The following is a 14,818-nucleotide window of genomic DNA, read 5'->3' as shown; positions in this document are numbered from 1 at the left end:
TTGAAAATGAGAAAATTAATTCTAGCGGTGGTTATGGTAACCTCGCTCTTAACAGGTCAAGCACAGCAAATGAACAGTGGACTAAAGTTCAATGAGGAGTTCAAAAAGTTAGATGCTATAGAAAACCAGACAGAGAAGGAAAAGAAAATTGCTGAATTTTTGAAAAGTGACGTAGAGGATGAGAACCTAATTCCTTACTACTATTATCACTTCAATAAAAATGACGTTAAAGCAAATGAAATAAAAGCAATTGTTGTGAAGAAATTTCCGAAGGGGCGCTTAGCAATTTCGGAAAAATATCAGGGTATTATGAGTCTGCAAACGTTGGATGAAAAGGAAGCTGCACTTAAAAAGCTCCGGGAAGAATATCCAGGACCTTATGCTACCCAAATTGCTCAACATCTAGCCCGCGAATTTGCGTTGCTGGGTGACACGGATAAGATGGTTTACTATGCAGACATGGCAGGAGAGGGTATGACCGATGGTAGAGGTAATCGATTAAGCAAATCTAAATTATACGCACCCTATGCGGCGATTATGATCAGGTCGAATCCTGACGCTGCTCAACCATTTTTAAAACAAGCTGCAGACGAAGCTAGAGCCAATGTGGATGATGCTATACAGAAAGGTTTTGACAAAGGCAGTATTGACCGCATTAAATCGACATATTTTGCAGCGATTAACACGTATGTACGCGCACTGACAGCTGGCAAAAACCCTGAAAAAGGCTATGAACAGGCACATGAATTATATACGTCATTAGTGAGTGATACTTCAGTTGATGAGCGTACCTTGTCATTTGTTGAACGCGATTATGCGCAAACATTAATCGCTACAAATCGCTATAAAGAAGCTTTTCCTATTATTGAAAAAGTGATCAAAAGCGGTTTGCCTGCTGAACAACTGAAAGAAAAGTTAAAGCCTGCATACGTTGCTGCACATGGATCGGAAGAAGGATTTGAAAACTATCAAGCTGGATTATTGGCTGAACAGGATCTTTTAATATTGGAAGAGATCAATAAAATGGCTGTAAGAGAAGCTTCGCACGATTTTGAGTTGAGCGATGTGGATGGTAAAAAAGTGCGCTTAAGCGATCTGAAAGGCAAAGTGGTTGTACTAGACTTTTGGGCGACCTGGTGTGGTCCATGCAAAGCGTCATTTCCATCTATGCAGCTGGCTGTAAATAAATATAAGGATGATCCTAATGTGGTTTTTCTATTTTTGCACACCTGGGAAAAAAATGGCGGTAATGCGACAGCTGAAGCTAAGAAATATGTAGTAGATAATAATTATACCTTTCGTGTATTGATGGATCTTCGGGATCCTTCAACACGACAAAGTGCTGTCGCATCTGCATACAAGGTAAATGGGATACCAACCAAAATTATCATTGATACCAAAGGCGATATTCGATTCATTACTTCTGGCTTTTCGTCGCAGGAAGATGTTGCTGTAAAGGAATTGAGTTTGATGATTGAACAGTCAAAAAGTTAAAAAAATAATGAGTAATAACAGAAAAAAACTATCAATAATACTTGCCCTTTCACTCGTGATTTTATATTCGAAAGGACAAGTTCAGCAATTTCGAAATAATACTAATGTTATTGTCAAAGCTTTTGAAATTTCGGCAGATTCTATTCTGAGTAAGGGTAAGATGACTTCGCTGGAGCTATTCAAATCTTCCATGTCTAGTCCAAGTGCTAGGCAAGTGAAGTTAGGAAAGACGAAAAAGAAGTTGCTTTCTTCTAAAGACATCTATAACCAAGCAATTATGTCGACAGTGATCGTTGGTAGTGCCTATCTTTGTCCGCACTGTTCCAATACGCATCTCAGCAATGCCTCAGGGTACATTATATCTGAGGAAGGATATGTTGTTACCAATGCACATGTGGTTAAAGGCTACGTGAATATGCCCGAAGGCGATAAGCCTTTGGGATTATTTGTTCGATTATATGACGGCAGGACTTTTGAAGCGACGCAGGTGGTTGCACTATCAGAAAAGGATGATATAGCCATACTCAAATTGGATGCACATGGAGAAAAGCTTCCTGCCTTCGGATTGTCTAAAGGCGCATATATAGGTGATGATGCTTATGTTCTTGGGCATCCAAAGGGGATGTATTACTTTTTTACAAAGGGAATAGTTAATGCCAAATTTCAGGAACCCTACCGGGGAGGCAAAAATGGAAATTTCTTCGATGTAATGAATATCTCAGCAGATTACGCGGCTGGATCGAGTGGAGGACCTGTTATCGATACCTATGGAAATATTATTGGTACAGTTTCTAGCACACGCACAATCAAATATCATGATCCCGATCAAAGTGTGCAAATGGTGTTAAAAAGTACCATTCCTGTGGAATCGTTATGGAAATTATTAGATGACTTAAAGGCGGGCAAAATGAATGGTGGTCAGACCATATCTTTTCTTAATAGTCCCTCTTCGACAGCTGAAAAGGAACGTTCCTCTGAACAACAGAAAGATAATGGAAGCACGCAGGATCTTGAAGCGCTGAAGGCTAAATATAAAGGAGAAATGATCAAAAAGCAGGCACCTGATTTTTCGTTAAAGAATATGCAAGGAGAAGTAGTTTCGCTGTCAGACTTTAAAGGAAAAGTGGTTGTTCTGGATTTTTGGGCAACATGGTGCAAACCATGTATAGGTTCTTTTCCTGGAATGCAGGCAGCAGTTGAAAAATATAGCAAGGATAAAGATGTCGTGTTTCTATTTATTGATTGTTTTGAAAGACAGGAAAATTATGAAGCTCAAGTCAGGTCATTCATAGCAGAAAACAAGTATGCATTCCAAGTTTTATTCGATCATATGTCTGAAAACGAATCAATAACCAAAGGGTATAATATCAAAGGAATTCCGAATAAAGTTGTTATCGACAAAGAGGGTTTTATCAGGTTTCAATCATCCGGCAGCGGAACAGACGTAGATAGAATTGTTAATGAGATCTCTACCAAGATAGAAATAGTTAGATCGCTATAATTAAATCTCTTTTAATGCGTAGAAATGCCAAATGATTTAATGATCTGGATGAAAGCTATGAAATTTCTTTTATATGCCCTGTTGGTATAAGAAATGCATAAATAAGTCGGTGGCAATCGTAATTTAGATACTAAAGTGAATTCTACGTAAGAAGAAGGTGGCTCAAAAGGCTACCTTCTTTTATTTTATAATATACGGCGAAAGGTCACCATTAATTTATTTCCGATGAAGATTAATATGTTGTTCTGATATGTCGTTACGACTACAAAATCAAAGGAGATCGATATCGCGTATGTGTTGGCTTTGAATATGCTTTTTAATAGGAATAAAATAAATACTGAATAATAATTTGTTTTAATTAAAAATATAATCGACATTTGTGTCAGACAATATTGTCAAACAGTTTTGTCGGTGATTTTTGCTTCTTCCTTTATTATGTAATATTTGGTAAGTGCAAGTTGTAATAAAGGTCTTCATTGTGGAGAATATTTAAAGTTTGCAAGCGTAGGCTAGTTTCGATAGGAAATTTTGATCGAGTATAGGATTAAGTGAGAAAATGTGTTTAAAAATCTTTTAGTCTTATTATAAAAAGAAAACGTATGAATAAAATAGCAATCATTGTAGGTGGCGTACTTTACATGGATCGGGATGCTTTCAACATATTGGTAGCTAAACATGATATTTTTATTCTACTACACCCTGAAAGAATTAAGATGAATGATATCGCAATAGATCTACATAAAATGGGTAAAGTATTTTTTTTCTTAGAAAGTTGGAGAGATCGCAATAAGCTGCCTCAGGAAATTGGCATTTGGAAAAAACAAAATTTAACTATCGTTCCATAAAGGATTTTGAAGCATTAGTGTAGCGCGGTCATGTTATTCAAATCCATAGTTTTCATTCTTTTAGCAGAATGATTTTTAAAATTTAAAAAAAATAATTGTAATGTCGAAAATAATTTCGACATTTGTGTCGAACAAAAAAGTCGAATATTAAAAGAAGTAATATGTTATACGATGAAAATACCGCTGACAGTAAGACGCTGATTAAAATAGCGGCTAAAAAGGTCTTTCTAAAAAAAGGATTTGCAGGCACTAGATTACAAGAGATAGCTAACGAAGCTGGTATCGGACGTACGGCTCTTCATTATTATTTCAGTAGTAAAGAAAATCTTTTTGCGGAGGTTTTAAAAGATTTTTTCGGAGAAGTGGGGACCAGAATGCCGGAAATTGGTAGTAAGGATTTAAGTGCGAAGGAGTTAATGAAGTTATTTGTTAATGATTATATTGATACGGCAATAAAAAGCCCAGAGATTGATCTTTTTATGTTGAACGAATGTAATGAAAATCCTGATGTTTTTAAAGAAATTAAGCAATCCATGCCCGATGACTTGCCTTCATTTCTTATGGAAGCAATCACCAAAGCCGTTGCTAATGGAAATTTAATTGGTGATCCTCGACAGATATTACTCACATTTATGTCGGTCTGTATGTTTCCATTTGCTGGAATGGCTATGGTGAAGTCATTTATAGGTCTTTCGGATAGTGAATTTAATAGCTTAATGAGTGAACGAAAAGCTTATTTGGAAGGCTTTATAGATACTATGTTTAAAGCATAGTATTTTTTTGACCGGTTATCGACAAAAAAGTCGAACAGAAAAGTCGGAAATTGATAGAAATTTATAAATAAAATATAATATGAATTTTAAAATTAGTATGCTCCTGACAGGGCTTTTACTTTTGTTGATTAAAACCAACATTAAAGGACAGGATTTATATACACTTCAACAATGTACAGAAATAGCTTTAAAGAACAGTCTGCAACTCAAATCTGATGGAATCGATCTAGAGCGGACGAACGCAAATATTAAGCAAGCTTACAGTGCTCTACTTCCAGCTATCAATATTAATGGAGCATATCAATACGCCCCGAACGTACAGACTTCGGTAATTCCCGCAGAATCTTTCGGAGGGCCCGCTGGCCAGTATACCGCTGCACAGCTAGGTATTGCTCAGACCAAATATGCAACGGCTGAATTAAACCAAACGCTTTATAACCCTTCTGCTGTTATCGCTCTTAAAGCGGCGAAAATATTAGTGGTAGGCAACGAACTTCAAATAAAAAGTAGTCAGGAAGATTTAGTATACAATATAGCGGCAACATATTATAGTATACAATCGCTATTAAAACAAGAAGAGTTAACTAAGCTTAACCTAAATAATACGGAATCATTACTTCAAAGTACGAAAGATCAATGGATAGCTGGTCTAGCTACTGAGACAGATGTAGATCGACTTTCAGTAACTAGGGATAATACAAAAGCAAGTCTGGAAAATGTTCAAAACAGCAAACAGAAATATTATAACCTGCTGAAAGTTTTAATGAATATGAAGTTAGATCAGGTAATCAGTGTTGTCGAATTTAATAACAACGAAGCTGGTCATGTGTTTTTTGTAGAAACAGATCTCCAAAAACGGACAAATTATCAGCAAGTGCAACAAAGTAAGAAGATTGCTGAGTTGGAATATAAAAATATAAGAGCAGGTTACTTACCAACGGTTTCATTATTTGCTAATTATGGATACTACGGATATCATGATACTGCAAATCCGTTCAAAAATATTAATAGCAAATTTTATCCTGCCTCTACTGTGGGGGTAAAGTTTCAAATTCCGGTATTTGATGGCTTCAATATAAGATATAAAGCTAAAAATAAACAACTAGAAATAAATAAATATGCTGTTCAAGCAGAGCAGATCCAGCAGCAAAACGAAAAAGAAGTCGCAGATGCAATTGCTGATCTCAATAGCAACCGGATAACTTTCGAAAGCCAGAAAAGAAATCTGGAACTAGCCCAAAAGGTAATGAAAGATATTAACCAGCAATACCAGAGCGGTATCGTAAAAGTAAATGACGTCATCAACACGACCAACGACCTGCAAACGGCACAGAATAATTACGTCACCGCATTGATCAATATCAAACAAGCAGAATTAAGCCTTAAAAAAGCGCAGGGCAAACTGTTGAACTAAATAAAAACCTAACATTTACTAATTTTCAATTTTAAGATAATGAACAAACAAATAAAAACCGTAGCAACCGTGGTGATAGTAGGTGCCGTAATTGCCGCCACTGCCTTCAAACTATTGAACAACAAAAAAGAAGTTCAGGAAAAAGTTTACCATCCTGATGTAAACACAGCTGCTATGGTGCAGGTAGATACCGTAAAAGCCGGTAGTTTTGATCTGTCTTCCTCTTTCACCGGGGCTTTCAGTCCTAACAGAGAGGTCGTAGTGGGTACCGAAACTTCGGGTAAGGTAATCAAAGTAAATGTTGAAGAAGGTAATCCCGTGCATGCAGGGCAGTTGATCGCACAGTTGGATGCAGGCGTATTACAGGCTCAGTTACAGGCTGCACAGGCTACTTATGAAAGAGCGAGCACCACGCTTAGCAGGTACCAACAGGCGGCTTCCGGTGTTACCCAATTGCAGATAGACAATGCCAATACGGATGTGCTTACCTCCAAGGCTCAGATAGACCAACTGAAGAAACAGATCAGCCAGCATACGATCTCCGCCCCATTCAGCGGTATTATTACCAGCCGCAATTTCGATCTGGGTGCCATCGTTTCTCCGGGAACGCAGATGGCGACACTTACCGACATAAGTTCGTTAAAATTAGAAATAAATGTACCGGAAAGAAGTGTGTCAAACTTCAAAACAGGACAAACTATTGATATTACTACCGACGTACATCCGGGAATTACTTTCCCAGGTAAGGTGGATATGGTGGCTTCCAAGGCAGATGCCTCTTATAATTTTCTGATAAAAATCCTGGTACCTAACGGTAAATCATCGTTAAAGGCAGGTATGTACGGAACCGTATCGCTTCGCAATACCGTGGCGGGTGATGTCCTTACCATACCAAGATCTGCACTGATAGGTTCTTCTTTAAAACCTCAGGTATACGTGGTGGAAAACGGTGTGGCTAAACTACGCGATATCCAGACAGGAAGCGGTAATGAAACCCGCGTGGAAGTAACAAGCGGATTACAGCATGGAGATATTGTCGTGTCAGGCGGATTGGTAAATCTACAAGACGGCAGCAAAGTATCGATTGCCAAATAAAGATATTCAACGGAAAAAATCAGAATTTTTAAAAAGAGATTAATATGTCATTAACCGAAATAGCCATAAAAAGACCGTCTTTGATCATCGTGATCTTTTCGGTGCTTCTTTTGGGTGGGGCTTTCGCCTACACCAAACTCAGCTACGAGCTGATGCCGGATATGAGTACACCTACGTTGGTGGTTACTACCCAATACCCGGGAGCCGCTCCTACCAACGTTGAGCAGACCGTAACCAAAAAAATAGAAGATGTGCTGAGTGCCGTAGATGGTATCAAAACCATTTCTTCGCAGTCCATGGAGAGTAACTCCATCATTACCGCCGAATTTAATGTAGGCGAAGATATCGACGATAAACAGCAGGAAGTGCAACGGAAAATCAACAATATCCTTAGCGACTTGCCCGATGATGTCGAAAACCCCAGCATAACTAAAGTGACGCCCAGTGATGCACCTATCATGCAGCTGATGGCTACTTCGAATCTGGATAATGCCAAGTTTTATGACATCATGAACGACGAAATCAACCCTCAGTTCCAGCAGATTAGTGGTGTGGGAGAGATTACACTTATCGGTGGTGAAGAAAGGGAAATACAGGTGAAGGTCAACAAAGACAAACTGGATTATTACGGTATTTCCATACTCAACGTAACACAGGCGATAAATAATGCCAATGTGGAGTTCCCGGCTGGAAAAGTAAAATCGGAAGATGCAGGCGGACAGATGACAGTGCGTCTGGCAGGAGAATTTAGCTCGGTAGCGCAAATCAATGACCTTACCGTTTCCCTGCCATTGGCCGGAAGCCCCATAAAATTATCGGATGTGGCAACCGTGGCCGATGTTACAAAAGATCCGAGCTCGATATTCAGGTACAATGGGCAAAATGGTATTGGACTTCTGATTAAGAAACAAAGCGATGCCAATGCGGTGGATATCAGCGAACAGATTCGGGAAAGAATTGTATCCATCGAGAAAAAATATCAGGCAGATGGGGTGAAATTTGTTATAGCAGATGACTCTGCTGACTACACATTGGAGTCGGTTGATGGCGTAGTACACGATCTGGAAATAGCCGTTATACTGGTTGCATTAATTATGCTATTATTCCTGCACAGCCTACGAGATTCGCTCATTGTACTGGTGGCCATTCCGACTTCATTAGTCTCGACGTTTTTGGCGATGTATCTGTTTGGTTTTTCATTGAACCTGATGAGCTTACTGGCACTTTCTTTAGTCATCGGAGTATTGGTAGATGACAGTATCGTGGTTCTGGAAAATATTCACCGACACCTGCACATGGGCAAGGATAAACGGACGGCAGCCCTGGAAGGTCGAAATGAAATAGGTTTCTCTGCCCTTGCAATAACTACGGTGGACGTGGTGGTATTCGGTCCGTTACTATTCATTAACAACACTATCGGGGATTTGCTCCGTCAGTATTCAGGAACAATTGTGGTAGCCGTACTGATGAGTTTATTCGTGTGTTTTACCTTGACCCCCTGGTTGGCATCACGCTTTGGAAAAGTTACCATACTAAACGAAAAAAGAATTTTTGACCGTTTTTTGATCTGGTTCGAAAAAATGATAACCAGCCTTACCAACTGGTATACCCATGCGCTGAAATGGGCATTGGGTCATAAAGTTGTAATGTCATTATTTGTTGTGGCATTATTTGCTACCATCCCACTGGTGATGAATATGGGAATAATAGGAAGCGAATTTGTTGCCCAATCCGATAAAGGACAATTTAGACTGGCTTTGGAATATGATAAAAACCTGACGGTAAAGCAGAACAATGCGCGAAGCCTGGAAATAGAAAGTTACCTGCGCCAGCAAGCCGACGTTACCACCGTATTCAGTAACGTTGCCGGCAGTAGTACGGCTTCTTTGGTGGCCGGTGTAGGTTCGGATTACAAAACCGAACTTACCGTAACATTGGTTGATAAAGCTGAACGTTCGGCAACAACAGAACAACTGATGCTGAAAAAGACTCAGGAAATTACCCAAAAATTCACTGGCGTGAAAGTGGATCCAAGTATGGTGAGCATGGTCAATACGGGAGAAGACCCGATTAAGCTGGTGCTTAATGGCGAAAACCGCGAACACCTGATGGCGGCGGCCAATGACCTGAAAGCACGTATTGCTGTTATGCCGGGAGCTATCAATACTGCACTAAGTGTGGAAGATGGTAACCCGGAAGTGCAGGTTGAAATCAACAGGGAGAAGATGAGCCAATTGGGTCTGAACATCAACAGTGTGGGGGCTACACTACAGAATGCGTATGCCGGTAACGATGATGCCAAGTACCGGGTGGGAAATAATGAGTACGATATATTGGTAAAATTTGATGACTTCAATAAAGGAAATGTCGAAGATGTCCGAAACATTTCTTTCCTAAATGACAAAGGGCAACTGATCCGGCTTTCTCAATTTGCTGATGTGGTGCAAAGCAGCGGACCAAGCGTGTTGGAGCGTAAAGACAGAAGAACTTCCGTAACCGTTACCAGCAATATTTTAGGTATCACATCGGGAGAGCTGGTGGAACGGATCAATCAATCGCTGACCGGGAAACCATTGGAACATGGTATCGAGGCTAAGTGGAGCGGTGATGCCGAACGTCAGGAAGAGGCTTTCGGGTCTTTGATTACGGCCATCATAGCCGCATTGATTTTGATGTATCTAGTAATGGTTGCACTGTACGACAGTTTTATCTATCCTTTTGTGGTGTTCCTTTCTATTCCTGTTGCATTCATCGGTGTATTTCTTATCCTGGCATTGACCAAATCTTCGATGAGTATTTTCACATTACTGGGTATGATTATGCTTATGGGACTGGTGGCCAAGAATGCCATTCTGATCGTGGATTTTGCCAACCAACGTAAGGAAGCCGGCGACAGTACCTGGACAGCACTCATCAAAGCGGGAAGCACAAGGCTTCGCCCCATCTTAATGACGACATTGGCAATGGTTTTTGGTATGCTGCCCATTGCAACCAGTACAGCCGCAGGAAGTGAATGGAAGAACGGATTGGCCTGGGTAATTATTGGTGGTCTCACAACTAGTCTTTGTCTTACTGTGTTTGTCGTTCCGATGGCCTACTATTGTATTGATCGAATTCGAGAAAAATGGAATCAAAAGTTTGGTAAGAAAGAGCAGGAGGTTATCCCTACACACTCGTAACATAATAGCGTATTTGGAGCTTAAATCTTCAAATACGCTACATTCTTTAATGTATAATAAAAGCTATTAACCATTTTATATTGTACTAGATAATGAAAGATATAATTGTTCTATTTAATGCTCTAGATGTGGATATGGCAAAACTGATTCAATCAGAGAAAAAATCTAGTGTAGTTATATTCGTTCATCCGTTTCCTGATGACGTTGATCATAATGCCTTGATTTTAGAATCGCAGGGATTTCAGGTTTATATAATAGGGAAATGGGAAGAGTTGTATAAATTACCCCAGCGAATACGAAAAATGCTTGAGCAAGGTATTTTCTCAAAGCGCTAAAAGATTTGTATCGCTAAAATTACTTTAGATTTGAACGGTTTAATGTTTAATAACAATAGGAGATTAATCAAATAGTATCCACCAGTAGTAGAAATTTTAAACATATTAACCACGTCAACTTTGTAATCTAATTATTTGCCACATTGCGTATAGCACCCATCTTTATATGTCGACATTTTCTATATTTATTGAATTATGATCAATATATTGTTAATTGAGCCTCAAGCTCGATTTAGCGTTGAGTTAAAAAATTTGTTGCAATCTAGAGGTTATAGTGTGCTACATGCCGTCGCTGGGGCAACTGGTGTATGTTTATTTCGCAAATATCGACCAGAGGTTGTTTTACTTGAGGTTGTGTTACGTGGAACGATTGGTGGATTTGAAGTTGTAAGGAAGATTCGTGCTATTGATAAAACTGTTCCGATTTTATTGTTCTCTGAAAGGCACACTATTGTCGATATTCTAACTGGATTTGAAGCTGGAGCCAATGATTATCTAAGAAAACCTTTTCACATTGATGAATTAGCAGCCAGAATAGTAGCTCTTTTAAAACTTCGAAATCAGTTTAATCCCGTTTTGACTAGGTATATAGGTAAGTATGTTTTTATACCATCAACACAAATATTGCAAATTAATAATCATGAAACCAAACTTTCATTTCGCGAGAGTGAAATTTTAGTCCGACTTTATGATAAACGTAATGACGTCTTACCAAGAAAAGAAATTTTGGACGAATTCTGGGCAACTCAAGATCTTTACAAAGGAAGAAGTTTGGATGTTTTCATGTGTAAACTTAGAAAATACCTTAAACATGATCCTAGTATAGAGATTGTAAACATACGTAAAGTCGGCTATCAGATGAGAATACATAACTAGTGAGCAATAAATTTTGCAAAATTTACCAATAGTCTTATTTGCAGTTGCGAAAGGTATACAGTTCAGGTACTTTTTCGTCCGCTTGAGATGTTTTAGGCCTTTAGTTAAAACTATTAATAGTGATTTTTATTAGTAAATTATAATAAATAAATGAGAGCATTTTTGATTAAATTACCCTGGATGATCCTCCTTTTATGCGGAGGTAGCTTTGTAAAAGCGCAACAAAATGTTACTTTAAGTGGTTCGATAAAAGACAAACAAACAGGCGAATTACTTATTGGTGTTACAGTCCGTGTTGAAAACCACCAAAATTTGGCAGTGGCAGCTAATGAATACGGATTTTATTCTTTAACTGTCCCCGCAGGTGAATTGACTGTTGTGGTTTCTTGTACGGGGTATACAGAACAAAAACAGGTACTACAGCTTAATAAAAACCTTAAGTTGGATTGGTTTTTGGAACCAGGAAATAACATTGAAGAAGTTATGGTTACATCTGCCCAAAAGAATAAAAACCTAACCGTTGCGGAGATGGGAACAGAAACTTTAGATATAAAAAGCATATCTAAATTGCCTGTTCTATTTGGTGAGAAAGATGTTATGAAGACAATTCAATTATTACCTGGCGTAAAAAGTAATGGGGAGGGAAGCAGCGGTTTTAGTGTACGGGGGGGAGCGACTGATCAAAACTTGATATTATTAGATGAAGCTCCAGTTTATAACGCTTCTCATTTGCTCGGATTTTTTAGCACGTTCAACAGCGATGCCTTAAAAGATGCAAATATTATAAAGGGAAATAGTCCAGCCCAGTACGGTGGAAGGCTTTCTTCTGTTATGGATGTAAAAATGAAAGATGGAAATAATCAGGATTACAATGTTTCTGGTGGGATTGGTTTAATTAGTAGTCGCCTGAGTGTGGAAGGGCCTATTCAAAAAGATAAATCCTCATTTATCGTATCCGGACGACGGACATACGCTGATATTTTTTTAAGAGGTTCTGAAGATTTTTCAGATAGTAAACTCTATTTCTACGATTTAAATGCAAAAGCGAATTATCAAATCAATGAAAATAACAGAATATATATATCTGGGTATTTCGGTAGAGATGTGCTGGGGTTTGGAGATACTTTTGGCACCGACTGGGGTAATACAACCGCTACATTAAGATGGAATAGCATAATTAATAGTCGCTTGTTTTCTAATACATCGGTCATTTATAGTGATTATGATTACAAAATTAATTTTCAAAGTAGTGGAAATGATTTTGGGCTAAATTCAAAAATTACGGATTGGCATCTTAAGCAGGACTTTTCTTTTTATGCAAATTCTAAACATACAGTTCGTTTTGGCTTACAGTCTATTTATCATACTATAGATCCTAGCCAAGTTTCTGGCTCTAGTGTGAGTAGTTTTCCGTCACAAACACGTCGGTCGTGGGAAAATGCTATTTATGCCAATGACGATTTTAAAATCAATAGTAAGCTAACTGTCAATTATGGTTTACGTTTGTCTACTTTTACCGTGCTAGGAGGAGATACATTTAATATTTATGAAAGTGGAGAAAAGACTGATAGTATTGTCCTTGCAGATGGCAAATTTGGTAAAACGTATTTAAACCTAGAACCTCGTTTTACAGCGAATTATCGGTTATATGATCATACAAGTTTAAAAATTGGCTATGCTAGAAATACTCAAAATCTTCATTTGTTGAGCAATAGTGGCAGTGGAAATCCGACTGATCAGTGGATAGGGACTAGCTATACCGTAAAACCCGAAATTTCAGATTTAATTAGCTTAGGTTATAGTCGCAATTTTGGTAGTAACAACTATGAGTTAAATACTGAAGTTTATTATAAAAAAATGCAAAATCAGATCGATTATAAAAATGGTGCGGAAATCACTTTTAACGGATCGGAAGATATTGAAAGCGAATTGCTTTTTGGAGATGGTAGAGCGTATGGATTAGAATTAATCTTTAAAAAGAAAAGTGGAAAATTAACAGGTTGGATTTCATATACACTATCCAAAACAGAACGGAAAATTGATGGAATAAATGATGGAGAATGGTATAATGCAAGACAGGATAAGACGCATGATCTTTCTGTTGTTGCCACATATGAGCTAACGCCGGCTTGGACGCTTTCGGGTTTGTTTGTATACAGTACAGGCAATGCTGTTACTTATCCTACAGGAAAATACGAAGTATTGGGGCAGACGGTGTTCCAGTATACTAATCGTAATGCCGATAGAATGCCTTCTTACCATAGAATGGATCTCAGTGCAACCTACGAGCCTAACAAAGGTAAGCGTTTTCAAGGATCATGGACTTTTGGTGTTTATAATGTTTATGGGCGAGAGAATGCTTATACAATTAATTTTGAAGATAATCCGGACAGACCTGGTACTACTCGCGCTATGCAGACATCGCTTTTTAAATGGGTGCCGAATGTGACTTACAATTTTAAATTCTAGATGAAAACCATGAAAAAAATCTACATATTAATCTTATCATTTTTCCTATTTGCAAGTTGTGAAAAGGAGATTGATCTCGAGCTTGACGACCAAAGCGGTAACATAGTAATTGAAGGTAATGTTACAGATGAAGACGGGCCTTATCTTGTACGGATTACGAAGTCTGTTGCCTTTTCAGAAAGTAATAAATATCCAGCTTTGTCTGATGCGGTAGTGAAAATATCTGATGATTTTGGACAAGAGGACGAACTGACATATATTGGAAATGGATATTACAGCACTTCTGCGCTACAAGGTATCCCTGGTCGGACTTATACACTGGATGTTATGGTGCAGGGAGAACATTACGTCGCTTCCAGTAAAATGCCGGAACGAGTCGAATTATTATCGCTTAAACAGGATACGATGAAGTTGGGAGGAGAAATCCGATATACTGTACTACCGGAATTTATTGACCCTGAGGAATTGGGGAATCGTTACCTTTTTATACTTTCTGTGAATGATAGATCAAAAATAAATATCGCAACAATTTCTGATAATATCGATAATGGAGTTATGAACAAAAGAAGTCTAATGCCATCCGTAGATGAAGAAGATGAGGATGATGAGATTGTAGTTGGAGATACAATACATGTGAAGATGCACTGCATAGATCAAACAGTTTATCGGTATTATACAGCGCTTTCTCAACTTTTGGATAGTGGAGGACCTGGCGGAGGCGTAACACCATCGAATCCACCTAGTAATATAACAAATGGAGCTTTAGGCATTTTTTCTGCCCATACAGTAAATTATATGGATTTAGTTATTGAATAGAATATTTAGCGAGAGGACTTG

11 protein-coding genes are annotated in these 14,818 nt (G+C 38.4%); all 11 read left to right on the top strand.

Annotated features, from left to right (window positions below; translation table 11 throughout):
* Window positions 1-6: 6 nt before the first annotated feature.
* The 11 genes from ACSZOX_RS02015 to ACSZOX_RS01965 all read left to right on the top strand — a co-directional run bounded on the left by ACSZOX_RS02015 (window position 7) and on the right by ACSZOX_RS01965 (window position 14,797).
* The gene (locus ACSZOX_RS02015) at window positions 7-1,494 is read left to right on the top strand and encodes a redoxin domain-containing protein (protein ID WP_437918074.1); all 1,488 of its coding nucleotides are present in this window, start codon (window positions 7-9) and stop codon (window positions 1,492-1,494) included.
* A gap of 7 nt (window positions 1,495-1,501) precedes the next feature.
* Window positions 1,502-2,995 carry a trypsin-like peptidase domain-containing protein gene (locus tag ACSZOX_RS02010; RefSeq protein WP_437918073.1) on the top strand — a complete coding sequence of 498 codons (1,494 nt, stop codon included), beginning with the start codon at window positions 1,502-1,504 and terminating at the stop codon, window positions 2,993-2,995.
* 599 nt (window positions 2,996-3,594) lie between these two features.
* On the top strand, window positions 3,595-3,840 hold the full coding sequence (locus tag ACSZOX_RS02005; protein ID WP_437918072.1) for a hypothetical protein: 246 nt from the start codon (window positions 3,595-3,597) through the stop codon (window positions 3,838-3,840).
* Window positions 3,841-4,001: 161 nt separating this feature from the next.
* On the top strand, window positions 4,002-4,613 hold the full coding sequence (locus ACSZOX_RS02000; RefSeq protein WP_437918071.1) for a TetR/AcrR family transcriptional regulator: 612 nt from the start codon (window positions 4,002-4,004) through the stop codon (window positions 4,611-4,613).
* A 79-nt stretch (window positions 4,614-4,692) separates the two neighbouring features.
* Window positions 4,693-6,027, top strand: coding sequence for a TolC family protein (locus ACSZOX_RS01995; RefSeq protein ID WP_437918070.1), 1,335 nt, complete (start codon window positions 4,693-4,695; stop codon window positions 6,025-6,027).
* A gap of 39 nt (window positions 6,028-6,066) precedes the next feature.
* On the top strand, window positions 6,067-7,122 hold the full coding sequence (locus ACSZOX_RS01990) for an efflux RND transporter periplasmic adaptor subunit (RefSeq protein WP_437918069.1): 1,056 nt from the start codon (window positions 6,067-6,069) through the stop codon (window positions 7,120-7,122).
* Between the two features lie 44 nt (window positions 7,123-7,166).
* Window positions 7,167-10,301 (top strand): efflux RND transporter permease subunit, encoded by a 3,135-nt coding sequence (locus ACSZOX_RS01985; RefSeq protein WP_437918068.1) that lies wholly within the window; start codon window positions 7,167-7,169, stop codon window positions 10,299-10,301.
* A 92-nt stretch (window positions 10,302-10,393) separates the two neighbouring features.
* Window positions 10,394-10,636, top strand: a complete 243-nt coding sequence (locus ACSZOX_RS01980) for a hypothetical protein (protein WP_437918067.1) — start codon at window positions 10,394-10,396, stop codon at window positions 10,634-10,636.
* A 195-nt stretch (window positions 10,637-10,831) separates the two neighbouring features.
* Window positions 10,832-11,512 carry a response regulator transcription factor gene (locus ACSZOX_RS01975; RefSeq protein ID WP_437918066.1) on the top strand — a complete coding sequence of 227 codons (681 nt, stop codon included), beginning with the start codon at window positions 10,832-10,834 and terminating at the stop codon, window positions 11,510-11,512.
* 150 nt (window positions 11,513-11,662) lie between these two features.
* On the top strand, window positions 11,663-13,981 hold the full coding sequence (locus ACSZOX_RS01970; RefSeq protein ID WP_437918065.1) for a TonB-dependent receptor: 2,319 nt from the start codon (window positions 11,663-11,665) through the stop codon (window positions 13,979-13,981).
* Between the two features lie 9 nt (window positions 13,982-13,990).
* On the top strand, window positions 13,991-14,797 hold the full coding sequence (locus tag ACSZOX_RS01965; protein WP_437918064.1) for a DUF4249 domain-containing protein: 807 nt from the start codon (window positions 13,991-13,993) through the stop codon (window positions 14,795-14,797).
* The last annotated feature ends 21 nt before the right edge of the window (window positions 14,798-14,818 follow it).

Origin of the sequence: Sphingobacterium sp. LRF_L2, from assembly GCF_965644235.1 — a bacterium.
Classification (GTDB): Bacteria; Bacteroidota; Bacteroidia; order Sphingobacteriales; family Sphingobacteriaceae; genus Sphingobacterium.
Note: the sequence above shows the minus strand (reverse complement) of the source record. Positions and strands in the feature narration are given on the sequence as shown.

Excerpts from the sequence above, each read along its gene's own strand:
- ACSZOX_RS02015 (WP_437918074.1), top strand. The coding sequence starts at position 7 with ATGAGAAAATTAATTCTAGCGGTGGTTATGGTAACCTCGCTCTTAACA.
- ACSZOX_RS02010 (WP_437918073.1), top strand. The coding sequence starts at position 1,502 with ATGAGTAATAACAGAAAAAAACTATCAATAATACTTGCCCTTTCACTC.
- ACSZOX_RS02005 (WP_437918072.1), top strand. The coding sequence starts at position 3,595 with ATGAATAAAATAGCAATCATTGTAGGTGGCGTACTTTACATGGATCGG.
- ACSZOX_RS02000 (WP_437918071.1), top strand. The coding sequence starts at position 4,002 with ATGTTATACGATGAAAATACCGCTGACAGTAAGACGCTGATTAAAATA.
- ACSZOX_RS01995 (WP_437918070.1), top strand. The coding sequence starts at position 4,693 with ATGAATTTTAAAATTAGTATGCTCCTGACAGGGCTTTTACTTTTGTTG.
- ACSZOX_RS01990 (WP_437918069.1), top strand. The coding sequence starts at position 6,067 with ATGAACAAACAAATAAAAACCGTAGCAACCGTGGTGATAGTAGGTGCC.
- ACSZOX_RS01985 (WP_437918068.1), top strand. The coding sequence starts at position 7,167 with ATGTCATTAACCGAAATAGCCATAAAAAGACCGTCTTTGATCATCGTG.
- ACSZOX_RS01980 (WP_437918067.1), top strand. The coding sequence starts at position 10,394 with ATGAAAGATATAATTGTTCTATTTAATGCTCTAGATGTGGATATGGCA.
- ACSZOX_RS01975 (WP_437918066.1), top strand. The coding sequence starts at position 10,832 with ATGATCAATATATTGTTAATTGAGCCTCAAGCTCGATTTAGCGTTGAG.
- ACSZOX_RS01970 (WP_437918065.1), top strand. The coding sequence starts at position 11,663 with ATGAGAGCATTTTTGATTAAATTACCCTGGATGATCCTCCTTTTATGC.
- ACSZOX_RS01965 (WP_437918064.1), top strand. The coding sequence starts at position 13,991 with ATGAAAAAAATCTACATATTAATCTTATCATTTTTCCTATTTGCAAGT.